21 protein-coding genes and 2 tRNA genes are annotated in these 25,288 nt (G+C 69.0%); 4 read left to right on the top strand and 19 right to left on the bottom strand.

The genetic code is table 11. The features are described 5' to 3' along the window. From coaD to NQ036_RS05995, 5 genes are read right to left on the bottom strand one after another with little or no spacing between them, the layout of a single operon-like run. Positions 1–567, bottom strand: a complete 567-nt coding sequence (coaD, locus tag NQ036_RS05975; protein WP_257047377.1) for a pantetheine-phosphate adenylyltransferase — start codon at positions 565–567, stop codon at positions 1–3. Positions 568–592: 25 nt separating this feature from the next. Next, positions 593–1,147 (bottom strand): 16S rRNA (guanine(966)-N(2))-methyltransferase RsmD, encoded by a 555-nt coding sequence (gene rsmD / locus NQ036_RS05980; RefSeq protein WP_306427748.1) that lies wholly within the window; start codon positions 1,145–1,147, stop codon positions 593–595. Next, on the bottom strand, positions 1,147–3,357 hold the full coding sequence (locus tag NQ036_RS05985; RefSeq protein ID WP_257047376.1) for an ATP-dependent DNA helicase RecG: 2,211 nt from the start codon (positions 3,355–3,357) through the stop codon (positions 1,147–1,149). The genes rsmD and NQ036_RS05985 overlap by 1 nt, the downstream gene beginning before the upstream one ends. Before the next feature lie 6 nt (positions 3,358–3,363). Next, positions 3,364–5,118, bottom strand: a complete 1,755-nt coding sequence (locus tag NQ036_RS05990) for a DAK2 domain-containing protein (RefSeq protein WP_257047375.1) — start codon at positions 5,116–5,118, stop codon at positions 3,364–3,366. Between the two features lie 54 nt (positions 5,119–5,172). Next, entirely contained in the window at positions 5,173–6,288 is a 1,116-nt protein-coding gene (locus tag NQ036_RS05995; protein ID WP_257047374.1) for a thiamine-monophosphate kinase, read from the bottom strand. 33 nt (positions 6,289–6,321) lie between these two features. On the opposite strand from NQ036_RS05995, the gene NQ036_RS06000 reads away from it, so the two are divergent. Beyond that, positions 6,322–6,849 carry a DUF3515 domain-containing protein gene (locus tag NQ036_RS06000; RefSeq protein ID WP_257047372.1) on the top strand — a complete coding sequence of 176 codons (528 nt, stop codon included), beginning with the start codon at positions 6,322–6,324 and terminating at the stop codon, positions 6,847–6,849. A 27-nt stretch (positions 6,850–6,876) separates the two neighbouring features. Here NQ036_RS06000 and NQ036_RS06005 read toward each other — a convergent pair whose 3' ends face one another. The 7 genes from NQ036_RS06005 to leuC form a co-directional block, all read right to left on the bottom strand. Next, positions 6,877–7,977, bottom strand: a complete 1,101-nt coding sequence (locus NQ036_RS06005; RefSeq protein ID WP_257047371.1) for a D-alanine--D-alanine ligase family protein — start codon at positions 7,975–7,977, stop codon at positions 6,877–6,879. 33 nt (positions 7,978–8,010) lie between these two features. Continuing rightward, positions 8,011–8,553 carry a YbhB/YbcL family Raf kinase inhibitor-like protein gene (locus NQ036_RS06010; protein ID WP_257047370.1) on the bottom strand — a complete coding sequence of 181 codons (543 nt, stop codon included), beginning with the start codon at positions 8,551–8,553 and terminating at the stop codon, positions 8,011–8,013. Positions 8,554–8,680: 127 nt separating this feature from the next. Beyond that, positions 8,681–9,685 (bottom strand): NAD(P)H-dependent glycerol-3-phosphate dehydrogenase, encoded by a 1,005-nt coding sequence (locus tag NQ036_RS06015; RefSeq protein ID WP_257047369.1) that lies wholly within the window; start codon positions 9,683–9,685, stop codon positions 8,681–8,683. A gap of 69 nt (positions 9,686–9,754) precedes the next feature. Then, positions 9,755–10,561: a 1-acyl-sn-glycerol-3-phosphate acyltransferase gene (locus NQ036_RS06020; RefSeq protein WP_257047367.1), complete on the bottom strand. Its 807-nt coding sequence runs from the start codon at positions 10,559–10,561 to the stop codon at positions 9,755–9,757. Beyond that, positions 10,558–11,877: a UDP-N-acetylglucosamine 1-carboxyvinyltransferase gene (gene murA, locus NQ036_RS06025; RefSeq protein ID WP_257047366.1), complete on the bottom strand. Its 1,320-nt coding sequence runs from the start codon at positions 11,875–11,877 to the stop codon at positions 10,558–10,560. Before murA ends, NQ036_RS06020 begins: the two co-directional genes overlap by 4 nt. A 72-nt stretch (positions 11,878–11,949) precedes the next feature. Next, positions 11,950–12,549, bottom strand: a complete 600-nt coding sequence (leuD, locus tag NQ036_RS06030) for a 3-isopropylmalate dehydratase small subunit (RefSeq protein ID WP_257047365.1) — start codon at positions 12,547–12,549, stop codon at positions 11,950–11,952. 21 nt (positions 12,550–12,570) lie between these two features. Beyond that, positions 12,571–14,070 carry a 3-isopropylmalate dehydratase large subunit gene (leuC, locus tag NQ036_RS06035; protein ID WP_257047363.1) on the bottom strand — a complete coding sequence of 500 codons (1,500 nt, stop codon included), beginning with the start codon at positions 14,068–14,070 and terminating at the stop codon, positions 12,571–12,573. 143 nt (positions 14,071–14,213) lie between these two features. Between leuC and NQ036_RS06040 the strand changes: the two genes are divergently transcribed. Together NQ036_RS06040 and NQ036_RS06045 are read left to right on the top strand one after the other, a co-directional pair. After that, on the top strand, positions 14,214–14,933 hold the full coding sequence (locus tag NQ036_RS06040; protein WP_257047362.1) for an IclR family transcriptional regulator: 720 nt from the start codon (positions 14,214–14,216) through the stop codon (positions 14,931–14,933). Between the two features lie 97 nt (positions 14,934–15,030). Continuing rightward, positions 15,031–15,588: a DUF4282 domain-containing protein gene (locus tag NQ036_RS06045; RefSeq protein WP_257047361.1), complete on the top strand. Its 558-nt coding sequence runs from the start codon at positions 15,031–15,033 to the stop codon at positions 15,586–15,588. 138 nt (positions 15,589–15,726) lie between these two features. Here NQ036_RS06045 and NQ036_RS06050 read toward each other — a convergent pair. The 5 genes from NQ036_RS06050 to NQ036_RS06070 form a co-directional block, all read right to left on the bottom strand. Continuing rightward, positions 15,727–15,802 (bottom strand) — tRNA-Glu (locus NQ036_RS06050). Positions 15,803–15,838: 36 nt separating this feature from the next. After that, positions 15,839–15,910 (bottom strand) — tRNA-Gln (locus NQ036_RS06055). Positions 15,911–16,098: 188 nt separating this feature from the next. Further along, positions 16,099–17,430, bottom strand: a complete 1,332-nt coding sequence (locus NQ036_RS06060; RefSeq protein ID WP_257047360.1) for an alpha/beta hydrolase — start codon at positions 17,428–17,430, stop codon at positions 16,099–16,101. A 199-nt stretch (positions 17,431–17,629) separates the two neighbouring features. Beyond that, positions 17,630–19,123, bottom strand: coding sequence for a glutamate--tRNA ligase (gene gltX, locus NQ036_RS06065; RefSeq protein ID WP_257047358.1), 1,494 nt, complete (start codon positions 19,121–19,123; stop codon positions 17,630–17,632). Positions 19,124–19,171: 48 nt separating this feature from the next. Next, positions 19,172–19,981 carry a fumarylacetoacetate hydrolase family protein gene (locus NQ036_RS06070; RefSeq protein WP_257047357.1) on the bottom strand — a complete coding sequence of 270 codons (810 nt, stop codon included), beginning with the start codon at positions 19,979–19,981 and terminating at the stop codon, positions 19,172–19,174. Positions 19,982–20,053: 72 nt separating this feature from the next. Here NQ036_RS06070 and hrpB point away from each other — a divergent pair, with 72 nt between their 5' ends. Continuing rightward, positions 20,054–22,789, top strand: a complete 2,736-nt coding sequence (gene hrpB / locus NQ036_RS06075; protein ID WP_257047356.1) for an ATP-dependent helicase HrpB — start codon at positions 20,054–20,056, stop codon at positions 22,787–22,789. Positions 22,790–22,841: 52 nt separating this feature from the next. On the opposite strand, the gene NQ036_RS06080 is transcribed toward hrpB, so the two are convergent. Next, positions 22,842–23,837: an LLM class flavin-dependent oxidoreductase gene (locus NQ036_RS06080; protein ID WP_257057672.1), complete on the bottom strand. Its 996-nt coding sequence runs from the start codon at positions 23,835–23,837 to the stop codon at positions 22,842–22,844. Positions 23,838–23,975: 138 nt separating this feature from the next. Then, positions 23,976–25,265 (bottom strand): MFS transporter, encoded by a 1,290-nt coding sequence (locus tag NQ036_RS06085; RefSeq protein ID WP_257057674.1) that lies wholly within the window; start codon positions 25,263–25,265, stop codon positions 23,976–23,978. Positions 25,266–25,288 lie beyond the last annotated feature (23 nt).

The following is a 25,288-nucleotide window of genomic DNA, read 5'->3' on the forward strand; positions in this document are numbered from 1 at the left end:
TCAGCTCCGCTTCGCGCCGGCGCTGCAGGCTTCAGCGGCACCGTCGGCGCCACCGGGCTGCGCTTGCTGCGACTGCTGTGCGCGCCGTGCGGTCAGCTCGGCCAGGACCATCTCCGGAACCATCCCGGCCACGTCCCCGCCCAACGCGGAAACCTCGCGGATGAGCGAGGAGGACACGTGCTCATAGGCGGGATCGCCCGGCACGAAAACCGTCTCGATGTTCTTCAAGTGCCGGTTCATATGCGCCATCGGCAGTTCGTAGGCGTAGTCGGTGCCCGAGCGCAGTCCCTTGACCACGGCTCCCGCACCGATCCGCTCGCAGTAGTCGACCAGCAGGCCGCCGGGCACATCGTCGATCGTGATGTTGTCCACTCCGGCGAACCGGGGGTCGGCGGCCAGGCCCGCGCGGATGAACTCGATGCGCTGGGCCAGGGGGAAGTGGCCGGTCTTCGAGGGATTGTGCACAACCGCGATGACGACGTGCTCGAACATCCGCGCCGCCCGCAGGGCGATGTCGATGTGGCCCACCGTCACGGGATCGTAGGAACCGGGGCAGACGACCTTCATGCGTCGTTCATCTCCTTTGTGGATTTCACTTCTTCTCCAGCCACCACAGTGCCGTCTCACCGTGCGTCTTGTGTTTGAACACCTGCAGGTCCTCCGGCAGCGTGGGTTCGGGCGAGCGCGTGGAGCGCTCCAGCACCACCAGGCTGGACGCATCGCGCAGCAGCGGCACCAGGGCAGCGAGCACCTGGGTCACCTGGGCCTCCGTCAGCGGGTACGGCGGATCGGCGAACACCAGGTCGGTCTCGCCTGGCTCGATCTGTCCCAGCGCCGCGGGTGCGGTCCCGGTGATGAGCCTGGTGCGCTCGGCCACGCCCAGATCCGCGATATTCGCCGCCACCACGGCCGAGGCGGACCGCGCCTTCTCGACGAAGGCCGCGTGGGCCGCACCCCGGCTCAGGGCCTCCAGGCCCAGCGCACCGGAGCCTGCGAACACGTCGAGCACCCGGGCGCCATCGAGCATGCCGAGGGCCTCGAGCGAGGCGAACAGGGATTCGCGCACCCGGTCCGAGGTGGGCCGGGTGGCCGAACCACCGGGTGTGCGGATACGGCGGCCGGACAGGCTGCCCGCGACGATGCGCATCAGGAGACCTCCATCCAGGTTTCGTCGGCGTCGAGGATCTGCCGGTCGACGTGTGCGCGCAGGGCGGGGAAGGACTCCAGGGTGGGGTCCTCGTCGACCAGGGCGAAGGCGTCGGCGCGCGCGGCCAGCACCAGGTTCTCGTCCTTGATCACCGATAGGTATTTCAGGCTGGTGCGCAGGCCCGACTGGCTCAGGCCCAGCACATCGCCCTCGCGCCGGGTCTCCACGTCGAAGGTGGCCAGGGCGAAGCCGTCCAGGGTCCCTGCCACGGTGTCCAGCCGTTCCCTGGCGGGGTCGTCTGGCGGGCGGTGGGTGGCGAAGAAGCAGATCGCCTCGCGGCCGTCGCGGCCGATCCTCCCGCGCAGCTGGTGCAGCTGGGCGACTCCGAACATCTCCGCGTCCATAATGGCCATGCAGGTGGCGTTGGGGACGTCGACGCCCACCTCGATGACGGTGGTGGCGACCAGCACATCGGTATCGCCCGCGACGAAGGCCGCCATCGCCGCATCCTTGTCCTCCGGCGTCATCCGGCCGTGCAGGATGCCGATGCGCGCTGCGCGCGTCCCGCCTCCGGGTGTTGGGATCGCGCACAGTTCGGGCCGGGCCGCCAGGGCCGCAGCCGTGTCCTCGACGCCGGGCAACACTCCGCCCGGGGCCAGGCCGGTCTCGTCCGCCTTCGAATCGATCCGGCCGACGACGGTGAACACCTGCTGGCCCGCGGCGATGCGTTCGGCCATCACCTGGTACATGCGCTCATACCAGCGGGGGTGCTCGGCGCCGACGACGAAGGTTTTGATCCGCTTGGGCCCACCCGGCAGTTCATCGAGCACACTGACGTCCAAGTCCCCGAACACCGTCATCGCGACCGTGCGCGGAATGGGCGTGGCCGTCATCACCAGCATGTGAGGGACCCCCTCCCCGCCCTTGGTGCGCAGGGCCTCGCGCTGGCGCACCCCGAAGCGGTGCTGTTCGTCGACGACCACCAGGCCCAGTTCGGCGAATACGGTCTTCTCACTCATCAGCGCATGCGTGCCCACCACGATGTCGACCTCGCCCGAGGCCACGGCCAGCGCCACCTTGCGGCGCCGGGCCGCGGGCAGGGAGCCGGTGATCAGTTCGATCCGCACCCCATCGGGGTCCCCTGACAGCGTGCCGTCGTTCACGCGGGAGCCCAGCAGGGAGCGCAGGGAGTTGTAGTGCTGGGCGGCCAGCACCTCGGTCGGGGCGACCAGAGCGGCCTGCTTGCCGGAGTCCACCGCCTGCAGCATGGCCCGCAGGGCCACCAGGGTCTTGCCCGATCCGACGTCGCCGTGCAGCAGCCGGTTCATCGGCCGGCTGCGCAGCAGGTCGGCAGAGATCTCCGTGCCAACGCGGATCTGCGAGCGCGTCAGGGTGAAGTCGAGTTCGGCGTCGAAGGTGTCGAGGTGACCGCCGATGGCGCCGGCCAGGGCGATGGCGGACTGCTCCTCGAAACGCCTGCGCCGGCTGGCCAGTTCGGCCTGCAGGGACAGTGCCTCCTCGAACTTCAGCGCGTGGATCGCCTGCTCGGGCTGATCGGCCTCAGCGGGGTCGTGCAGGTACTGCAGCACGGTCCGGAAGTCCGGCAGGCCGTGTGCGGTGCGGATGCGCTGCGGCACGACGTCGGCGAAGCACTCCTGCGGGGCCGCGGCCAACAGCACCTTCGTCAGCCGCTGGATCCGGTTGCTGGCGATCCTGGCATTCGCCCGGTAGATCGGGATGGGCTTGGTGATGGCCCCTGGAGCGTATTCCTCCGAACCGTCCTGGGTGATGAACTTCGGGTTCTGCAACTGGGGACTGCCGCGGAACTGTTCGACCTTGCCCGCGATCAGCACGAAAGAGTCGATCGCATCCGCAGCCTTCTTCTCCATCCACTTCTGGTTGAAGAAGGTCGCCGAGATCGTCGCCTCCCCGTCGCTGAGGCGCAGCCTGGTCATATGCATCATGCGCGGGCCCCTGGAGCGCTGATTCGGTTTGCTCCACGAATCGGCATCGGTCACGCGCACGTAGAGGACCGCCTCCTGGCCCACTTCCAGCTCCCTGATCCGGGTGGCCTGGCCGGGGAAGATATAGCGGCGCGGCAGATTGCGGAAGACGTCGTGGATCGTCACCAGGCCCAGGGATTCGAGGTCCTTGAGGTCTTTGCGGGAGGTGATGAAGTCTTTCAGGAGCGGTTCGCGCGCGCTACTCATCAGCCCTCATTCCGCCGCGAGTTCCGCACACAGGCGGCTGGAGCGGCTCTCGACGACGTCGACGATGGCCTCGGGGTAGGCATCCTGCAGGTGGGCCCGGGCGGCGGCCAGGGCAGCAGGCGGCAGGGAGGTGCCGGTGACCAGGGTCAGCAGTTCGGCATCCGGGGCCAGCGCGTCGATGAGCCCCAGCAGTGCCGATACGGAGTCCTCGTAGACCGAGCGGACCCGGCCCACCTGGACGAACATGACCTCGTCGGGGGCCAGCGCGGGTTCTGCGGCATCCGCCGCACCCGGCAGCGAGGTCCCCGCCGGCCATCCGGACCCGCGGACGACCTGGCGCCCGGCGGCCCGGCCCGAGCGGACCACGGACCCACAGGACAGGGAGTCGACGACATCGGCCATATCCGCGGCCACTGCGGCCGGACCCGCGGCCGGGTCGTAGACGGCCAGGGCCGCGAACACCTGGGCCTGGTTGAGGGCGGGAACCAGTAGAACGTCGGTGTGCAGCGCGAGTTCGTGCAGGGCCACATGGCTGGCGGCGTCATGGGACACGACGACGGCAGGACCCTCCTCACCGGTCTCCCCCGGCACTGCCGAGGCGCCCGACTCGTCCGGCCCGGGGGCTGCGGACGCCTCGCCATCGTCTGCCGCCGGATCCGGGGTCGGGCTCAGTCCCGCTGCGAGTTCGGCCACCAGTGCCTCGTAACCGGGCAGGGCCGCATTGACGGCCACCGCCTCGGCCACGGCAGCGGCGAACAGCGAGCCGATGCCTGCTACGGTGACCAGCACCGTAGTGCGCCGCCGGGGGCCACCGCTGACCGTGAGGTCCTCGACGCGCAGCTGCGCGATGCCCAATGACTTGCAGGAGCGCAGCGCCTCCAGCGCGGAGGACGTGTCCGGCACGTGGACGTGGACCTTGGGCCAGGACACCACGATCGAGGTGCCACCGGCGGCTTTGAGCACGCGTTTGACATGACGGGCGCGGTCGCGTTTATCGGCGAGGAAGAAAACGAGCTCGTAGCCGGTCTCCCCCGCCCGGGCCTCCGGACGTTCGACGGTCACGCCGTCCAGTGCCTCCTGCCGCAGCCGACGGCCCGCCATGGCCTGTTCGGTCATCGTGGCCCCGGCCGGGTCGCGCCCGGTGGCCGTGAGGTAGAGCAGGTCGAACAGTTCGACGATGCCCGAGGAACCCGCATCGACCACATCGGCCTCCGAGAGCACATCGAGCTGGCCGGTGGTCTCCAACAGGGCCTGCTGGCTGCGGGTGCGCACCGCGGCGATCAGTTCGATGAGGTCGGCCCCTGCGTCGGCCTGTTCCCTGGCGCATTCGGCCATGGCGTGCAGGACCGTGAGCATGGTCCCGTCCACCGGATCGGCGATCGCCTCCGCTGCGCGGTCGGCGGCCAGTTCCAGAGCGGCCGCGAAGGTCGCGGAGTCGAGTTCCGTGACACCGGCGAGTCCGTCGGCCACCCCACGCAATGCCACGGAGAGGATCAGCCCGGAATTGCCGCGGGCCCCGCGCAGGGCGCCATTGGCCATCGCCTCGACGACCTGGCCCAGTGTCACCTGGCCGGTCAGTCCCTCGACTGCGCGGTAGGCCGAGCGGACGGTGTGATAGAGATTGGTGCCGGTATCGCCGTCGGGGACGGGGAAGACGTTGAGCGCGTCGATGTCGGTGCGCTCGCGCCGCATCCGTTCGACGATCCGCCTGGCCCAGCGGGCCGCCAAGCGACCGCCGAGCCGCTCGGGGTCCATGCTCATCCCGCCCTCCTTCGAGCCGTTGTGGGTCCGTCCTCGTCGTTGCAACAGCCGCGGCTAGGCGAAGTGTCTGAACGCCCCATCGGCAACCGCCGCCCCGGCCAGGTGAATGCCGAGGGCGCCGCCGGCATCCGGTGCGCCGGCCTCGACCGCCCGCCTGGTCACCGTGCCGATCGCCTCCCACTTTACCGGAGCCCGGTTCGCACCCGTGCCGGGCAGGGTGGGCGCGGTCACCAGGAAACCGTGGTCCTCTCCCCCGGTGAGCACCCAGTGGCGGGCCAGGTCCAGGGCCGGCGCCCCATCGGCGCGCAGTGCGCGAGCCGCGGGCAGGAGAGGCCGGGACAAGCGGTCGATGGCGTCCGGATCGAGGTCGATGACGACCTGCGAGGCCCGGGCGATGCGGCCCAGATCGCCCACCATCCCGTCCGAGGCGTCGATCCCGGCATGGGCCCACCCAGGCAGCCGCGCGGCCGCAGCATAGTCCGGCCGCGGCCCCAGTTGCACCGCCAGGGCCAGGTCCAGGTCCGGGTCCTCTCCGGGGCGCACCCCGGCCAGCAGCAGGTCGAGGCCCGCGGCGGCGAAGCCCACGGTGCCGGCCAGATAGACGGTGTCGCCCGGCCGGGCACCGCTCCGGCGCAGCGGCGGGGTGGAGCGCGGGTAGTCCCCGAGCGCGGTGATGGAGACGATGAGCTCCCCGGCCGCGCCGATATCGCCTCCGAGCACTCCGGTGCCGGCCCGCGCGCACTCGGCGAGCAGGCCGGCGTAGAACTCCTCGATCCGCTCAGATTCGGTGTCGCCCGGCAGTCCGAGGGAGACCAACAGTCCGTGGGGGCGCGCGCCCATGGCGAACACGTCCGCGAGGTTCTGCGCAGCCGCCTTGACCCCCAGGCGGTACCAGCCGCCCGGAGTGGTGCCGGCCGCCCGGCGGAGGCCGGCGCCCGGGCAGAGTGCATCGGGAAGTTCGCCGAGGTCCAGCCAAGCGGGCAGAAAGTCCTGTCCTGCCACGAGCATGTCGGTGGTGCTCGCCAGGGCGCCGGCGGGGTGGGTCACGGCGGCATCATCGCCTGGACCCACCGCCGCCGGATGGTTCAGGGCAGCGGCGGGCGCGCGATCGAGCGTATCGGTGATGAGGCGCAGCAGAGCGGTTTCGCCCAGCCGGTGCAGGGTGGCCATGGGCCCACGCTAGCAGGCGGATAAACTGCGGGTATGCGCAGATACACGGGTTGGACTCTGGCGGCCGCGAGCGTGGGGCTCGGACTGGTCCTCAGCGGGTGCACCGACACTCTGGTCGTCGAATCGGCGCCGCATCCGGAGGATCCGGCCTGCGCGAACACCATGCTCAGCCTGCCCGATGTGGTCGGCGACTTCCATCGCCGCGACACCTCCAGCCAGGCCACCGGCGCCTGGGGCGATCCCTCGGCGGCGGTGTTCAAGTGCGGGATGGACGTCCCGGCGCCCACCACCGATCCCTGCGTCAGCGTCAGCGGGGTCGACTGGATCTCCACGCAGCAGGACGAGAAGACCTGGCGTTTCGTGACCTACAACCGCAAACCGGCGGCCGAAGTCCTGGTCGACCCCACGCGGATGCCCGGCGCCACCGCACTGGCGGCCCTGGCCGATGCCGTGGGCAAGCTGCCCGAATCCGCTCGGTCCTGTGTCGCGGCCAAGGACCTCGACGAGTCCGGTACCCCGCAGGTCAGTGGTACGGCGACGCCGCCGGCGACACGCCCTTAAGGGACGCATCGCCGGCTGTTCCCGTCCTCAGCGGGTGCGGTCGCGCAGGGCGATCGCGATCAGCCGGTTCAGCAGCTCCGGGAACTCAACGCCCGTGCGCGCCCACATCATCGGATAGGCGGAGCTGGGGGTGAAGCCCGGCAGGGTGTTGAGCTCGTTGACCAGCACGCTACCGTCGTCGAGCACGAAGGTGTCGACCCGGGCCAGGCCCGAGCCCTCGAAGGCCTGGAAGGTCTTGCGGGCGACCCGGCGGACCTCCTCGGTCACGGCCTCTGGCAGTTCGGCCGGGCAGGTCACCTGGGAGGCGCCGTCGAGGTACTTCGCCTCGAAATCGTAGAACTCGTGTTCGGCCCCGAAGGTGATCTCCGAGGGCCAGCTGGTCGCGGGTTCGGTGTCGTGGAAGGAGCCCAGCACCGCGCATTCGACCTCGCGGGCGACGACTCCCGGTTCCACGATCACCTTCGTGTCGTGGGCGAAGGCCGCGGTGAAGGCCGCAGCCAGCCCGGAGGCGTCGTGGACCTTCGAGATCCCCACCGAGGAGCCCGCGCGGGCGGGCTTGACGAAGGCGGGGAAGCCCTGGGCGATCACCGCATCGTGTGCCGCCTGGGCGTCCGCGGTGTATTCGTCCTGCCGGATCGTCACCCACGGGGTGGTGGGGATCCCGGCCGCGGTCAACACGACCTTCGTGAAGTGCTTGTCCATCGCCGCGGCCGAACCGAACACGCCGGGGCCGACATACGCCGCTCCCATGAGTTCGAACAGGCCCTGCACCGTCCCGTCCTCCCCGTAGGGACCGTGCAGCAGGGGGAAGAACACGTCCACCGACCCCAGCCGACGGGTTGACCCGTCGGCGCGCCGTTCCACCAAGGGGTGGTCGGCGGAGGTCGGGGACACGAAGATGGCCGTCCCGTCGTCTTCGACTTCGGGCATCGCCTCCGCATCGAAGGCGAAGTCCTGCCAGTCGGGCACCAGTCGCCAGGTGCCCTCCCGGGTCACGCCGATCGGCAGGATCCGGTATGCGGCATCGTCCAGAGAGGACAGCACTCCGACGGCGCTGACGCAGCTGACGGAGTGTTCGGACGAGCGGCCACCGAACAGCACGGCGACCACGGGACGGTTATCAGGCATGTTTCCTTATTTCGTTGACGGAGTGGCGGGGGTTCACGCCTCGACTTCGAACGTGGTCTCCAGCCACGCCCGGCCGATGCTCTTGAAGAAGATGTTGAAGCCGACGAAGGCCGGCGAGGAATCCTCGGGCAGGTTCAGGGGCTCGCTGAGCGCGTGCACGATGAAGAAGTAACGGTGCGGGCCGTGTCCGGCCGGCGGAGCCGCGCCGACGAAGCGCGGTTCGCCCGCGTCGTTGCGGAACACGGAGACCCCTGCCGGCAGCAGGTCCGCAGCCGGATTGCCGGCGTTCGTGGGAAGTTCGGTCACCGTCCCTGGGATGTCGGCGACGACCCAGTGCCAGAAGCCGGATCCGGTGGGCGCATCGGGGTCGTAGCAGGTCACGGCGAAGGCTTTGGTCTCCTCCGGGAAGTCCGTCCAGGACAGCTGGGGCGATTCGTCCCGGCCGCCGGAGATCCCCATCGAGCCTGATGCCTGGGCCAGGGCCAGTGGTGCGCCCTCGGCCACATCGGTGCTGGTGACGGTGAAGCGCGGAACGTCGTTCAGGCGGGCGAAGGGCGAGTTCAACTGTTCGCTCATGATTCCTCCTCGGATTTCGGTATGCGTTGCACGGGGCGTATCCCACACTACAGGTGCGCGTCCGCTGCGGGTCGGGCCCTGCGGCCGGAGTGCGGCCCGGCGTTGGATGCGGACCGGGTCCGGCGAATCAGATCCGGGGATCCTCGACCTTGCGTTTGCGGGCCAGCAGCAGGGTGGCCATTTCGCCGACGCTGAGCTTCCCGGCCAGCACGCCCACGACCGCCTGCGCGATCGGCAGGTCGACACCGTGCTCGGCACCCAGGGCCAGCACGGCCTTGGCGCTCTTGACGCCCTCGGCAGTCTGCTTGGTCTTCGCCACCGCCTCCTCCAGGGTCAGTCCCTCTCCCAGCAGGCGGCCGAAGGACCGGTTGCGCGAAAGCGGGGAGGCGCAGGTGGCGACCAGGTCGCCCATCCCCGCCAGCCCGGACAGGGTGTGCGCCCGCCCACCCATGGCCAGGGCCAGGCGGGTCGTCTCCGCCAGGCCGCGAGTAATGATGGAGGCCTTGGAGTTATCGCCCAGGCCCTGCCCATCGGCCATGCCCACGGCCAGCGCGATGACGTTCTTGATCGCCCCGCCCAGCTCCACGCCCACCACATCGGTGTTCGTATAGGGCCGGAAGTAGGAGTTCGCGGAGATCTCGGCGACACGTTCGGCGACCTCACTGTCCTCGGCCGCGACGACGGTGGCCGTCGGCTGGCAGGCGGCGATCTCACGGGCCAGGTTCGGCCCGGAGACCACGGCGATCCGGCGCTTCGGCAGACCGGTGGCCTCGGCGACGACCTCCGTCATCCGCTTGCCCGTGCCGATCTCGATGCCCTTCATCAGGCTCACCACGATCGCATCCGGCCGGATGTGCCCGCCCCAGGCCGCAAGGTTCTCCCGCAGGCTCTGGGCCGGCACGGCCAGCACGACGATTTCGGCATCTGCCAGTGCCGCAGCCGGATCCGAGGTGGCGCTGAGATTCTCCGACAGTGTCACCCCCGGCAGATAGCCGGAGTTGGTGTGGGCGGAGTCGATCTCCGCGGCCACATCATCGCGTCTGGCCCAGATGGTGACGGGGTACCCGGCATCGCAGATGACCTGGGCGTACACCGTCCCCCAGGATCCGGCTCCCATGACCGCCGTCTTCACACCCGACTCCTTACACGTTTCGTCCGATAAGTGGAATAGGCCGCGATGGAGCGCGGCCTGCCGACTATTTTAGCCGTCCGCCCGATCCTCATCGGCCAGGCGGTGGTCGGTGGTGAACCGCGCGGGCAGTTCGACCCCGCGCAGACGGGCCAACAGCGCAGCCGTCTGATAGGTGATCTCATGGGTCAGCCGCGAGATCCCGTCGGGCACCCCGGCATACGGGGCGGGATCGATCCGCTCACCGTAGACCAGGTCCATCCGGCGGCCGAACTGCGGTTTGACGGCCTTGTTGTGCTTGGTCATCGTGTCCTGCAGTCCCCAGTGCGCGGCCGGCACCACGGGCGTCCCGGTCTCGATGGCCAGGCGCGCGGCCCCCGTGCGCGAGGGGTCGGGCCAGCCGTCGGGGTCGGCGGTGAGCGTGCCGCGCGGGAAGATCACGACGACCTCGCCGGCGGCCAGGGCCTTCTTGGCCGAGACCAGTGATTCCGCCGCCCCGGCGGAGCCGCGCAGCACGGGGATCTGCGCCAGCGGGCGCATGAACACGCCCAGGAACCCGGTGAACAGGGACGCCTTGGCCAGGAAGTGCGGCATCCGACCGTGGTGCCACAGGTCCAGCGACAGCAGCACAGGGTCGACCTTGCTCAGGTGCAGCCCCGCGACGATCACCGCACCGGAGTCGCCGACGTTCTCGAAGCCATGGCTGTGCGGCTTGCCCATGGTGCGAAACAGCGCGGTCAACGGGGGCGCCACGACGTGGGCGACCGAGCGCGAGCGGGCCAGCAGCTTCGGCGAGTAGTCGATCCCGGCGACCACCTCTTCCTCGTGCGCCCGCTTCCGCTGTTCCTTGGCGGCCCTGGCCGCGGCGTCCTTGCTCATACTTCCTCCACCCGGGCTCCCAGGCCCTGCAGTTTCATGTCGAAGTCCTCGTAGCCGCGGTTGATCAACTCGATCCCGCGCACCTCGCTGGTCCCCTCGGCGGCCAACGCGGCGATGACGTGGCTGAAGCCCCCGCGCAGGTCGGGCACGGTGATCGAGGTCCCGTGTAGGCGACTGGGCCCGGAGATCGCAGCGGAGTGCAGGAAGTTGCGCCGGCCGAATCGGCACGGCGTACCGCCGAGGCACTCGCGGTAGAGCTGGATCTGCGCGCCCATCTGCCCCAGCGCCTGGGTGAAGCCGAAACGGTTCTCGTACACCGTCTCGTGGATGATCGACAGGCCCCTGGCCTGGGTCAACGCCACCACCAGGGGCTGCTGCCAATCGGTCATGAAACCCGGGTGCACATCGGTCTCGAGGACGACGGAGTTCAGTTCGCCACCGGGGTGGCGGAAGCGGATGCCGTCCTCTTCGACGGTGAACGCCCCACCGATCTTGCGGAAGACGTTGAGGAAGGTGATCATGTCCTGCTGGTGCGCCCCGCGCACGAAGATGTCCCCGCCTGTGGCCAGGGCGGCCGAGGCCCAGGAGCCCGTCTCCATCCGGTCCGGCAGCGCACGGTGGGTATAGCCGGAAAGCGATTCGACGCCTTCGATCCGGATCACCCGCTCGGTGTCGACGGTGATGATCGCGCCCATCTTCTGCAGAACGGCGACCAGGTCCATGATCTCCGGTTCCACAGCGGCGTTCTTCAGCTCCGTGATGCCGTCGGCGCGCACTGCCGTCAGCAGCACCTGCTCGGTCGCCCCGACCGAGGGGTAGGGCAGTTTGACCTTGGTCCCGCGCAGGCGCTGCGGGGCCTCCAGCAGGATCCCGCCGGGGGTCTTGTCGACGCGCGCGCCGAACTTGCGCAGCACGTCGAGGTGGAAGTCGATCGGCCGGTCGCCGATCTTGCACCCACCCAAATCGGGGATGAACGCCCGGCCCAGGCGGTGCAGCAGCGGCCCACAGAACAGGATCGGGATGCGTGAGGACCCGGCGTGGGCGTCGATGTCGGCGATCGAACCCTGGGAGACGTTCGCGGGGTCCATCCGCAGCTCCCCATCGGCCCGACCGGCGTCCGGTCCCGAGGTCACCTCGACCCCGTGCAGGCCCAGCAGGCCGGTGACGACGTGGACGTCCTTGATATCGGGCACCGAACGCAGTACCGAGGGGGTGTCCCCCAGCAGCGAGGCGACCATGGCCTTGGGAACCAGGTTCTTGGCCCCGCGGACATCGACCTCGCCCGTCAGCGGTGTTCCGCCGTGGACTCGCAGCATGACCCTCCCATATGAGATCTGTGTAGGTTCGCACCGATCGGTGCGAACCTACAGAATCTTAACGGGTGTATATCAGAACTTCGCCGGAATGGTCTTGGGCTTGAACGACGGGCGGCGGGCCTCGAAGGCCGTGATCTCCGCTTCGTGCTGCAGAGTCAGCGAAATATCGTCCATTCCCTCCATCAGCCTCCAGCGCGTGAAGTCGTCCAGGGCGAAGGGCACGGTGACGGTATCGCAGCTGACGGTGCGCTGTACCAGGTCGACGGTGACATCGATGCCCGGGTTGTTGTCCATCACCTTCCACAGCAGTTCGACATCGGGCTGCTCGACCTGGCAGGTGACCAGGCCGTTCTTACCGGCGTTGCCCCGGAAGATGTCCGCGAAGCGGGCGGAGACGACCGCTTTGAAGCCGTAGTCGTGCAGGGCCCAGACAGCGTGCTCACGGCTCGAGCCCGTTCCGAAGTCGGGGCCGGCGACCAGCACCGAGGCGCCCTCGTAGGCGGGACGGTTGAGGATGAATTCCGGGTCCTCGCGCCAGCCGGCGAACAGGGCGTCCTCGAAACCGGTACGGGTCACGCGTTTGAGGTAGACGGCCGGAATGATCTGGTCGGTGTCGACATTCGAGCGGTGCAGCGGAACGCCGACGCCGGTATGGGTGGAAAACTTCTCCATGGTGGAACTCCCTTGTGGCTCTCAGGCGGACTTCTGGACGACGGTCAGCGGCAGCTGGGTGTGTGTTTCGCGCGGTTCGCGGGGCCGGTGGCTGTGGGCCACCAGTTCCGGATCTTTCTCCGGCAGGTCGGCCGGGCTGGACAGGGTGCCGCGCACGGCAGTGGCGGCGGCCACCAGCGGGCTGACCAGGTGGGTCCGTCCGCCCTTACCCTGCCTGCCCTCGAAGTTGCGGTTCGAGGTCGCAGCACAGCGCTCCCCCGGAGTCAGCTGATCGGGGTTCATGCCCAGGCACATCGAGCAGCCGGCGAAGCGCCATTCGGCGCCGAAGTCGGTGAAGACCCGGTCCAGGCCCTCTTCTTCGGCCTGTAGGCGGACCAGGGCGGAGGCCGGGACGACCATCATCCGCACGTCCGGATGCTTGACCTGCCCGCGCACCACCTCGGCGGCGGCGCGCAGGTCCTCGATCCGGCCGTTGGTGCACGAACCCAGGAAGACCGTGTCCACCTTGATCTCGCGCAGCGGGGTGCCCGGCGTCAGACCCATGTAGTCGATCGCGTTCTGGGCCGCCACCTTGGCGGATTCGTCGACGATCGCGGCGGGATCGGGCACCGTCGCGCTCAGCGGCAGCCCCTGCCCCGGATTGGTTCCCCATGTCACGTAGGGCGAAATGTCCTCGGCCTGCAGGGTGACCTCGGCGTCGAAGACCGCGTCGTCGTCGGTTTTCAGCGTCTTCCAGTATGCGACCGCGGCGTCCCAGTCCTCGCCCTGCGGGGCGTGCGGCCGGCCGTTGACGTAGTCGAAGGTCGTCTGGTCGGGGGCGACCATACCGGCCCTGGCACCTGCCTCGATGGACATATTGCAGATCGTCATCCGCGCTTCCATCGACAGCTTGCGAATCGCCTCGCCGCGGTACTCCAGGACGTAGCCCTGTCCGCCACCGGTGCCGATCTTGGCGATGATCGCCAGGATGATGTCCTTGGCGACCGAGCCCTCGGGCAGTTCACCCTCGATGTTGATCGCCATCGTCTTGAAGGGCTTGAGGCTCAGCGTCTGCGTGGCCATGACGTGTTCGACCTCGGAGGTGCCGATGCCGAAGGCCAGCGCGCCGAAGGCCCCGTGGGTCGAGGTGTGCGAATCCCCGCAGACCACCGTCATACCCGGCTGAGTCAGGCCCAGCTGGGGGCCGACCTGGTGGACGATGCCCTGCTGCATATCGCCCAGCGAATGCAGGCGCACGCCGAATTCGCGCGCATTGGTGCGCAGCGTTTCGATCTGGGTGCGGCTCGTCAGGTCCGCGATCGGCTTGTCGATGTCCCAGGTGGGGGTGTTGTGGTCCTCCGTCGCCAGGTGCTGGTCGACGCGGCGCAGCTTGCGTCCTGCCAGGCGCAGGCCCTCGAAGGCCTGCGGGCTGGTGACCTCGTGGAGGAGCTGCAGATCGATGTAGATGAGGTCCGGTGAGCCGTCCTCGCCGGCCACAACGACGTGATCGGCCCACACTTTCTCTGCCAGGGTCTTGCCCATTGCCCACACTTCCTTTGTCTTGAGCCTGAAGGGAATCAGCGGTTGCGGCGGTCGGGGTGAGACCGCCATCTGCCACTATTTTAGGTGCGGGTTTTCGCATTCCGGACTTGCATCTTGGATTGTGAGACCACAAAATAGTGCCTATGAGCACAGAAAACGGCAGCGGCGTCGGTGTCATCGACAAGGCCGCACTCGTCATGTCGGCACTGGAGGCCGGCCCCGCGTCCCTGGCGGAACTCGTCTCCCTGACCGGCCTGGCCCGACCCACCGCCCACCGGCTGGCCGTAGCCCTCGAATACCACCGCTTCGTCGGCCGGGACATGCAGGGCCGATTCGTCCTGGGCCCGCGTCTGAACGAACTGTCATCGGCCGCCGGCGAGGACCGCCTGCTGGCCGCCGCGGGCCCCGTCCTCAACCAGTTGCGCGACCGCACGGGCGAATCGGCCCAGCTGTTCCGCCGCCAGGGCGACCTGCGCCTGTGCGTGGCCGCGGCCGAACGGCCCGTTGGCCTGCGCGACTCGGTGCCGATCGGCGCGACCCTGAGCATGCGCGCGGGATCCGCGGCACAGGTGCTGTTGGCCTGGGAGGAGCCCGACCGGCTGCACTCGGGCCTGCGCGGGGCCAGGTTCTCGGCCACCATGCTCTCCGGCGTGCGCCGGCGCGGCTGGGCCCAGTCGATCTCGGAGCGCGAACGCGGGGTGGCCAGCGTGTCGGCCCCCGTGCGCGGACCCAGCAACCGGGTCGTGGCCGCCGTCTCGATCTCCGGACCGGTCGACCGGTTGACCCGCCAGCCCGGCCGACTGCACGCCCAAGCCGTGCTCGAAGCGGCGAAGGTCCTCACCGAGGCCCTCAACCGCGGCTGAGCCCACCGCCCCGATTCCACCGCATCCGACGGAACCGGGGCGGTTCCGTATTCACAATCGCCAGGAGGGTCCTGGCCGTAGTCCCCGAAAGGAAATCATGTCCCAGTCCCCCAACCCCGAGCAGCAGCCCTATCAGCCCACCGGCTACCCGCAGGCGGGCTACCCACAGACCGGGTCGCAACCGTCGGGCTCCCAGCCCTACGGCCAAGACGCCTACGCCGGCTATCAGCAGTACCCCTCCGCCGGCCAGCCGCAGGCGGCACCCGGTTACGACTACCAGGCCCAGCCGGGCCCGCAGGGCCAATGGGCGCCGCCGGCCAAGGCCGCGGGCGAACCCGGCTTCATCAAGGCGCTGTTCGATCTGCGCTTCAACCACTTCGTCTCCATCAAGTTCGCCTCGATCATCTACGTCATCGCGATCGTCCTGGCCGGGCTGACCTGGCTGTGGTACATCGTCATCGGTTTCATGATGGGCTTCGCCGTCGAAGAGGTCGGCTCCGACTATTCCCCGATCATGGGCATTCTGGCGATTTTCCTGGGCTGGATCCCCGCGGTCATCCAGATCGTCGTCTCCCGGGTCATCCTCGAGTTCCTGGTCTCCGGCGTACGCACCGCCCAGAACACCACCAAGCTGGTCGAACTCCAGTCCAAGTAACCTCCAGGTTCCACTACGACATGAATTGTCGATTGGGAACGGTCCCGATCGGTTTTTCCGACATTTCGGGTTGTAGTGGAACTCCAGAGGAACGGCGGGGATGAGAAAGGGCCCGGTTCACATGAACCGGGCCCTTCTTGGTACTCCCGAGCAGATTTGAACTGCCGTTACCGCCTTGAGAGGGCGGTGTCCTAGGCCGCTAGACGACGGGAGCAGGACACTTCGCGATGAAGCTGCTTCATAAGAAGCGCTGGGCTACCAGGACTCGAACCTAGACTAAGTGAACCAGAATCACTCGTGCTGCCAATTACACCATAGCCCAATGTTTTGCAATCAACCGGAAGTCCTAAGAACTTCTTTCCGTTGACCGCGGCAACAGAATGAAACTTTACACGACCCATTTCCGCGATGCAAAACCAGAACGGCCCTCCTGGCGGTGATCCTGCTCACGTAGGGGTATTAGGGCTCGTGTGCCCCGGAATTCCGGGGCACACGAGCCCTGACACCCGCCTACACCAGGCTGCCGTCGCGGGCCAGGCGTAGCAGCTTGTCCAGCACCACCCCGTTGGAGGCCCGCAGCCCGTTGTGCTCGTACTCGCTGGTCACCCAGGTCCGCACGCGCGGCAGCAGACCGGCCGTGGGCAGCGAGTACTCCCTGGGCACATAGGCGTCCTCGTAGTACACGGCGGCCACGACCGGGACCTCGGCGGCCCGCAGCGCATCGGGCTCCCACATCACGGGCCAGGAGAAGGCCGCCAGCTCCCCGGCCACCGGACGCCACGGCCGCAGCGGACCCGTGGCGAAGTGCTCCGGGGCGATGTGTTCGCCTGCCAGCCACAGCGGGTCCGTGGCCACGGCCCTGGGCATCCCGCGCACCCCGGCCCAGGTCGTAGCGGTGCCATTGGCCCAGCAGGATTCCTGTAGCACCGCATACAGGGGGTTGCGCGCACTGAACGGCAGGGCGGCCAGCAGGTCGTGCCGGAAGGCCGCCGAGTCGATGTCCTGGGCCAACAGATAGTGCAACGCCGCGGCCCCACCGGACGCCCCCAGCAGGTGTCCCAGGCCGCGCACATGGGCGGGACCCGCCTGGGTGCCGTCGGGCAGCTCGATCCCCTTGCCGTGCGCTGCCCGTTCGGCCAGCCGGCGCATCCGGGCGGCGTCGGCGGGGAACCGCTCGAAGTAACTCTGCGATTTCGCGCGCAGGGTGTGCCAGGTGGTGGTGTAGAGCTCTGCGGGGTCCGGCGTGTCCGCCAAGGAGCCGGCCACACGGGGCAGGCCACCGGTGAAGATCGCCAGGTCCAGGGACTCCGGATGCGCGGCCAGATATCGCAGAGTGGTGAACCCGCCGAAGGACTGGCCCATCACGGACCAGGATTCGCAGCCGATATCCCAGCGCAGGGCCTCGGCGTCCTCGACGATGGCATCGGCGCGGAAGTGGGTCAGGAAGGCAGCCACCGCACCCGAGTCCTGGACGGGGTCCGTACCCCTGGCCGAGGTCCCCCTGAAGGAGCCGTCGACGTATCCGATCGGGTGGGACAGACCGGTACCGCGTTGGTCGAGCAGGACCACCGAGTAGTCCTCGAGCGCCCTGGCGAGCCAGGACGGGTTCCCCGCAACCGGTCCGGGGACCTCGGAGCCTGGCCCTCCCTGCAGGAACAGCAGATAGGGTTTGGCCGCCTCGCCCGTGCTCACGATCCGCGCGGCCACGTCGATTTCACCGACGGCCGCCAACCGCCCAGGCAGGCCCGCCGCAGCCTGCGCACCGAAGTGGTCCACCGGCACGCGCACCCGGCGCTCATCGATCCGCAGGCCACCGGGCAGACGGTAACTGTCAACCAACATGAACTCATCCCTCCTGACCCGCCGGGCGGGCCGTGTTCGTTAGTCCCAGGGTATGCGCAGCTCCCGGCGGGTGGGACGGTCCCGACCGAGGCGACAGCCGGCAGATGGACGCGGATACGCGAATGCCCGGACCGAATCCGGTCCGGGCATTCGTGCGTGCCGCTGGCGGGCTGGGGCCGAAGGGCCGTCGCCCTATTGCCTAGGCGTTTGCCAGGTGATCGGCCAGGGCCCGCAGCCGGTTGAGAGTGGATTCCCGGCCCAGGATCTCCATCGACTCGAACAGCGGCGGTGAGACACGGCGGCCCGAGACCGCCACGCGCAGCGGCCCGAAGGCCAGGCGCGGCTTGATACCCAGCTCGTCGACCAGCTTGGCCTGCAGCCCTTCGTGCAGCGCGTCGGTGGTGAAGTCCGCCTCCGGTACGCCGGAGAGCAGTTCGATCGCGGCGGCCAGGACCTCGGGGGCGGTGTCCTTGAGCGTCTTCAGACCCTCCGGGGTCAGTTCCAGATCCGCATCCGCGGTGAACAGGAAGGACAGCAGATCGGGTGCCTCGCCCAGCAGGTTCATCCGCGTCTGGACCAGCGGAGCCGCCTGGGCCAGCACTGCGTGCTGCGCATCCGTGGGTGCGGCACCGCCCGCGCCGAAGACGTTCGCGGCCTGCAGATAGGGCACCATGCGCTCGGTGAAGTCGGCGACGTCGAGCAGGCGGATGTGGTCGCCGTTGATCGAGGTGGCCTTCTTGATGTCGAAGCGCCCCGGATTGGGCAGCACGTCGTGGACGTCGAATGCTTTGACGAATTCCTCGACGGAGAAGATGTCCTGGTCCGGTCCGATCGACCAGCCCAGCAGGGCCAGGTAGTTGATGAAACCCTCGGGGATGAAGCCGGCGTCGCGGTGGTGGAACAGGTTCGATTCCGGGTCGCGCTTCGACAGCTTCTTGTTCCCCTCCCCCATGACATAGGGCAGGTGGCCGAATTCGGGGGTGGCCTGGGCGACGCCGATCTTCTTCAGCGCCTCGTACAGCACGATCTGGCGCGGAGTCGAGGACAGCAGGTCCTCACCGCGCAGCACATGGGTGATGCCCATGAGCGCATCGTCGACGGGGTTGACCAGGGTGTAGAGCGGATCACCGTTGGCGCGCACCACCACGAAGTCCGGCACTGAGCCGGCCTTGAAGGTGATGTCCCCGCGGATCATATCCGTGAATGTGATGTCCTCATCGGGCATCTGCACGCGCAGCACGGGCTCGCGGCCCTCCGCGCGGAAGGCCGCCTTCTGCTCATCGCTCAGGGTGCGGTCGTAGCCGTCGTAGCCCAGCTTCGGGTCCTCACCCTTGGCCTTGTGGCGGGCCTCGACCTCTTCGTTGGTGGAGAACGATTCGTAGACCAGGCCGGCGTCCTTGAGCTTGGCGATGACGTCCTGGTAGATCTCACCGCGCTGCGACTGCCGGTAGGGGGCGTGCGGCCCGCCCACGTCGATGCCCTCGTCCCAGTCCAGGCCCAGCCAGCGCATGGCCTCGAGGATCTGCGCGTAGCTCTCCTCGGAGTCGCGTTGGGCGTCCGTGTCCTCGATCCGGAAGACGAAGGTGCCGCCGGTGTGGCGCGCATAGGCCCAGTTGAACAGGGCGGTGCGCACCATGCCGACGTGCGGGGTGCCGGTGGGTGACGGGCAGAAGCGAACTCGTACGTCGCTCATTGTCAGGTGATTCCTTTGTTCGTTCGGTAGGAAGAAAGAGGTCTGGGCTCAGGCGTCCAGCACTGGGTTGCTCAGCAGGCCCAGGCCGTCGATCGCGATGTCGACGCGGTCGCCGGCGTTGATCGCGCCCACGCCTTCCGGGGTGCCGGTGAGGATCACATCGCCTGGCAGCAACGTGATGACCTCACTCAAGTGCTCGATGACGGTCGGGATGTCGAAGATGAAGTCGTCGGTGTTCCCGTCCTGCTTGAGCTCCCCGTTGACCCAGGAGCGGATCCGCACACCTTCGGGATCCAGGTCCGTTTCGATCCACGGGCCCAGTGGGCAGCTGGTGTCGAAGCCCTTGGCGCGCGACCACTGCTTGTCGATCTGCTGGATGTCGCGCAGGGTCACGTCGTTGGCCGCGGTATAGCCCAGCACGTATTCGTAGGCCTTCTCCGCCGGAACGTTCTTCGCCACGCGGGAGATGACCACCGCGAGTTCGGCCTCATAGGAGACCTTCTCACTGATGGCGGGCAGACGGATCGGATCGCCGGGGCCCACCACCGCGGTGTTCGGTTTGAAGAAGGTCAACGGGCTGGCCGGGACCTCGTTGCCCAGTTCCTTCGCGTGGTCGGCGAAGTTCCGGCCCACGCCGATGACCTTGGAGCGCGGGATGATGGGGGCGATGAGACGGACGTCGTCGTACTTCAGGTGAGCGCCGGTCGATTGAGCCGGGCTGAAGAACGGGTCGCCGTCGAGGACCGCGATTTCGAGTTCGGAGGTGTCCAGAGTTCCGTCGGCGGCGGCTTCGGGCAGGTCCCCCTCGACGACGCCGTACGTGGGTGCATCGTTGTGCACGAATCTGACAATGCGCATGGAACCATTCTAGAAGGCCTCGGGCCCGGATGGGTGGTCGGGGCGCGAAGCGCTGCGACTACTGTGGTGCACATGCCCGATCGCCCCGCCTTCGTCTTCGACATCGACCGGATCGGCGCGGGCCTGCCCGCCGCCACGCTCGCCACGGGCCTGCGAGGGCTCGCAGGACCGGGCGCGGACGCAGTGGAACCGGGCGCCTCGGGCAGTGAACTGCCGGCCGGGGCGCACTCCGGCCCGCGCGCCGTCGTCGAGGCCCCGCCCGGCTCGGGCAAGACGACGGTTGTCCCGCCGGTCGTGGCGAACCTGGTGGCCGCGGGCCCGGGACGCGGGGCAGGCAGGGTGATCGTGACCCAGCCGCGGCGCATCGCCGCCCGCGCCGCCGCGAACCGGCTGGCCGAGCTCTCCGGGACCCGGGTCGGTCAGGAGGTCGGCTACACGATCCGCGGCGAGCGCCACGTCAGTGCCGCCACCCGCGTCGAATTCGTCACCACCGGCGTGCTGTTGGGCCGGCTGATGGGCGATCCGGAACTGGCCGGGGTGTCCGTGGTCGTGCTCGACGAGGTGCACGAGCGCGCGGTCGACTCCGATCTGGCCTTCGCGATGCTGCGCCAGTTGGTGGAATTGCGCGAGGACCTGGGCCTGATCGTCATGTCTGCGACCCTGGACGCCGGCCGCTGGGCGCAGCTGTTGGGTGAGGACGGGGCACCGGCGCCCGTGCTATCCGTGGCGGCCCGACCCCATCCCCTGCGCGAGGTCTGGACTCCCCCGCGCACCCCTGCCCTGGATACCCGTGGAGTCACGCCCGATTTCCTACGCCATGTGGCGGGCGTTGTGGCCGAGGCGCTCGGGGGCGAGACGGGCCCGGCCGGTGCAGCCACGGAGGCTGCACGGGCGGGCGAGCCAGTTGCCGGGGCGGCCGGGAGCGGCGGCGATGTGCTCGTCTTCCTGCCGGGTCAGCGAGAGATCGACCGGGTCGCAGGCGAGCTGCGCGGGCGCGTGGACCCGCGGTCAGCCGAGGTCCTCACCCTGACGGGACGGACGCCGGCCGCCGAACAGCGGCGGATCATGCGTTCACGCCAGGACGGCGCGCGCCGGGTCATCCTGGCGACCAATGTCGCCGAGTCCGCACTGACCGTGCCCGGTATCGACCTGGTGGTCGACGCCGGACTGGATCGGCAGCAGCGGCTGGACACCGGCCGGGCGATGGCGGGGCTGGTGACGGTGGGCGCGTCGAAGGCCGCGATGGTCCAGCGCGCGGGCCGCGCCGCCCGGCTCGGTCCCGGCACCGTCATCCGATGCATGGCACAGGCGGATTTCGCGGCGCGCCCGGCCCAGACCCCGCCGGAGATCCGCACCACCGATCTCACGGAGCCCGCTTTGCAGCTGGCCTGCTGGGGCGCCCCCGGCGGGGCTGGTCTGCGCCTGCCCGACGCCCCACCGGAGCGGCCACTGGCGCTGGCGCAGGCCACCCTGCGGGCTTTGGGGGCGCTCGACTCCCATGGCGCCGCCACCGCCCTGGGGCACCGGCTGGCCCGCGTCCCCGCGGATCCGCGGTTGGCACGCGCCCTGTTCGACGGAGCCGAGCTGACCGGACCGCGCGCCGCCGCCGAGGTGGTGGCCGCCTTGGTCTCGGACGTACGTGCCCCAGGTGGGGACCTGTGGTCGCTGCTGCGTGGCCTGCGCCGGGACAAGAACACCCGGTGGCAGGCCGATGTGCGCCGCTTCGAGGGATTCCTGCCCGGTGCGGGTGGGCACGACGGCGCGGGACCGGCGGCCGGTGCCGAGGATACGGGGCTCATCACCGCCTTGGCCTTCCCCGACCGGATCGCCCGACTCCGGCCGGGTACCGCCGGGGATTACCTGCTGGCCGGCGGCACGGGTGCCGAACTCCCCCGCGATTCGGCCCTCAAGGGTCATACGTGGTTGGCGATCGGCGATGTCGCCCTGACCGGCGCTCGGGCGCTGATCCGAGCGGCGGCCGTGATCGACCAGGACCAGGCGGAATTGGCCGGCGCGGAACTGCTGGAGACCACGACCACGGCGGAGTTCTCCGGTGGCAGGGTGCGCGCGCGGCGCGTCGAGGGCCTGGGCGCGATCGAGCTGAGTTCGACGCCCACCCGGGCCGACGCCTCGGCCGCCCGGACCGCGGTAGCCGCCTTCGTGCGCGAGCAGGGGGTGTTGGACTTTCTGGAGCTGGCCGAGGGCACCCAGGGCGACCGGCCGGCCGGGGACACCCGCGATGCCGCCTTCGCGCAGCTGCGCGGGCGCCTGGGACTGTTGCACGCCGTCTACGGCGAGCCGTGGCCCGATGTCAGCCTGAGCGCGCTGGCCGAACACGCGACGACGTGGCTGGGACCGGATCTGGAGCGGGTCGCGGGCGGTGCCAAACCGGGGCGGATCGACGCAGTGGGCGCGCTGCGCCGGCTTCTGCCCTGGCCCGCCGCGGCACAGTTGGACGAACTGGTGCCCGAGCGCGTGCCGGTGCCCAGCGGTTCCTGGGTCCGCCTGGACTACCCGGCGCCGGAGTCGCACGGGGCCGCGATCACCGCGCCCATCCTGGCCGTGAAACTCCAGGAGTGCTTCGGCATGGCCGACGGCCCGGCGGTCTGTCGGGACGGTGTCCCCGTGCTGCTGCACCTGTTGTCCCCGGCGCGCCGCCCCCTGGCGGTGACCGCCGACCTCAGGTCGTTCTGGGACAACGCGTATCCGCAGGTGCGCGCGGAGAACCGCGGCCGCTATCTCAAACACCCCTGGCCCGAGGACCCCTGGAATGCCGTGGCCACGGCCAGGACGAAGAACCGAATGTAGGGACGCTGGATGTCGGAGTGCGGCGACAGGTGCTGCTCGGTTCGGGTGCCGCTCAGTCGACCCGCAGCTGCGGGATGACGTGTTCGGCGAACGCCTCCACTGTCTGCAGCGTCAGATCCCGGTCGGCGCTCGCTTCGGGATGAATGGCGATACGCGCGGCACCGGTCCGCTCGACGAACGTACCCAGCTCGTCGACGACCTGGGCGGCGGAGCCGATGATCGCGCCCTGCGCGCTCATCGCCGCCTGTGCCGCCGGTCCGACCGGCTCTCCATCCGGTCCGACGTGCGAGCCCGCGTTGGGAACGTGGGGGTGCTCGCCGGCCTCGAACGACTGTTGCAGGGCGCGCTGGAGCCCGTCCCTGGCCGTGGGGTCCTCGCTGACGATGGCGATGAGGCAGTGCAGGTGTTCCGGTGCCGGACCCTGTACGCCTGCAGCCGCGCGCTCTGCCGCATAGCGCTCCTCGACTGCGATCCGGGGTTCCGCCGGCATCGCGAAGTAGTGCTGCAGCGCCAACCCGTGTGCCGCGGCGAAGCGGACCCCGTCCTGACTCGTCGTGCCGAGCATGAGCGGAGGGTGGGGCAGGGTGTGAACGGGCGGCTGTAGTTCGAAGTCCTTATCCCCTGCCGGATCCCAGGCGTTGAGGATTCCAGCCGCGGCGGCCTGTGGGTCGTGGTCCCAGCGCGCCACGTCCTTGTCCAGCACCTCGAAATCCTTGGCATATCCACCGCGACCCAGGCCCAGGGTGAAGCGCCCGCCGCTGAGCTGGTCGAGCAGCGCGGCCCGCTCCGCCATCTCAACCGGATGCAGCAGCGGGGAGAGGGTCACGGCGGTTCCCACATTCAGCCGCCGTGTGCGACCCAGGATGAAGGCGGCCATCGTCAGCGCACTGGGACTGATACCGAATCGGATGAAATGGTGTTCGGTGACCCACAGGTCGTCATAGCCCAGGTCCTCCGCGCGCTCTGCCTGGGCCCGCGTGAAGTCGAAGACGTCCTCGGCCGTGGGCCCGAGGTTTGAGCCGGTATTCACCAGCAGGCCGAAACGCATGTTCTACCTCCGCGATCATCATCGATGCATTCAATATAGCTAAGCCTAAGCATATCGATACAAGGGCGAGGCGCGGGGCCCCGAACAGTGATTTACGCCTCACCACGCGAAGGGGCTCAGGCGGCAGCAGGGAGCCGCTCAGCGTTTGACCGCGCCCAGCGGCAGCATCAGAAGCGCCGCCAACAGGGGGCCCGCGGCCAGAGTGGTGAACGAAGCGTAGACGGAATCCGTCGCGGAGAACACCGCGCCCACTGCGGTGGGGACGATCACGCTGCCCAGCTGCCAGATCGCGTTGATCGACCCGGCCGACGACCCGGAGAGCCCCCGGCCCGCGTAGCCCAGGATCAGGTTGTTCTGAATCGGCGAATAGCAGTATGCGGCGAATCCCAGGAAGGGCGCGGCGATATAGAAGAGAGTCAAGTCGTGCAGACGGCCGAAGACCAACAGCATGATGCTGAACATCAGCAGGATGCCGGCGGCCAGGTACTTCGAGTGGAACTTCGTGCGCCCGTCGATGAAACCGATGATCGGCTTGCACACGACCGCGGTGATGGCGAACAGGGAGACGACCGCACCCGCGTGGACCGGATCGATCCCGACTCCCTTGATCATCAGGGTATTGGCCCAGGTGATGAACCCGTAGGTGCCCCACAGGCTGAAGAACCCGGCCACCGCCAGGATCAGCAGGTTCCGGTTGCGCAGGACGTCCAGCAGGTTGGGGAAGGTGTGCTTGGGCTGCGCGCCGGGGCCGGTTTCGGCGCCCACCGCGGTACTCGGGGCGGCCGCACTCGCCCCAGCGGCCTCGGCACCGGTGGCGCCCGGGGCGTTGCGGTGCAGGATCAGGATGACGATGCCCAGCACGATGGAGATGGAGCCGAAGAGCTCATAGGACACGCGCCAACCATGGGACTTGATCAGGGTGGGCACAACCAGGTTCGCGATGACGGTGCCCAACGAGGTGGCGGTGGTGAACAGGGAAACGGCCAGGGCGCGTTCGCGTCCGGAGAACCACACGGAGATCGACTTGGCACCGGCCGCGTAGTCCGCGCCGGCGAACAGACCGACCAGGGCCTGGATGACGAAGCCCAGCGCCATCGAGTGAACGTTGCCGAAGGTGACCATGCCCGCGCCGGCCACCAGGATCGAGCCACCCAACACCGCGCGGGGACCGAACCAGTCGCTGGCCACGCCGCCTAAGAAGTTCGAGACGACGTAGCCCACGTAATAGCAGGTGGCGAAAACGCCCAGGGAGGACAGCGCAACGCCCAGATCGCCGCCCACGCTGGGCGCCGCCGGGCCCCAGACCGAACGGTCCAGGCTGGTCATGAGGAAAGCGGCCCAGGACAGGACGAGGATCAGCCAGCGGTAGCCGGGGAGCGGGCCCGAGGGTGTGGAGACGGATTGCGGGGATGTATGCAGAGAACTCACAGGACAAGGACTATATACCCGGG

It is taken from the genome of Brevibacterium sp. 91QC2O2 (genome assembly GCF_024580695.1).
Taxonomy (GTDB): Bacteria; Actinomycetota; Actinomycetes; order Actinomycetales; family Brevibacteriaceae; genus Brevibacterium; species Brevibacterium moorei.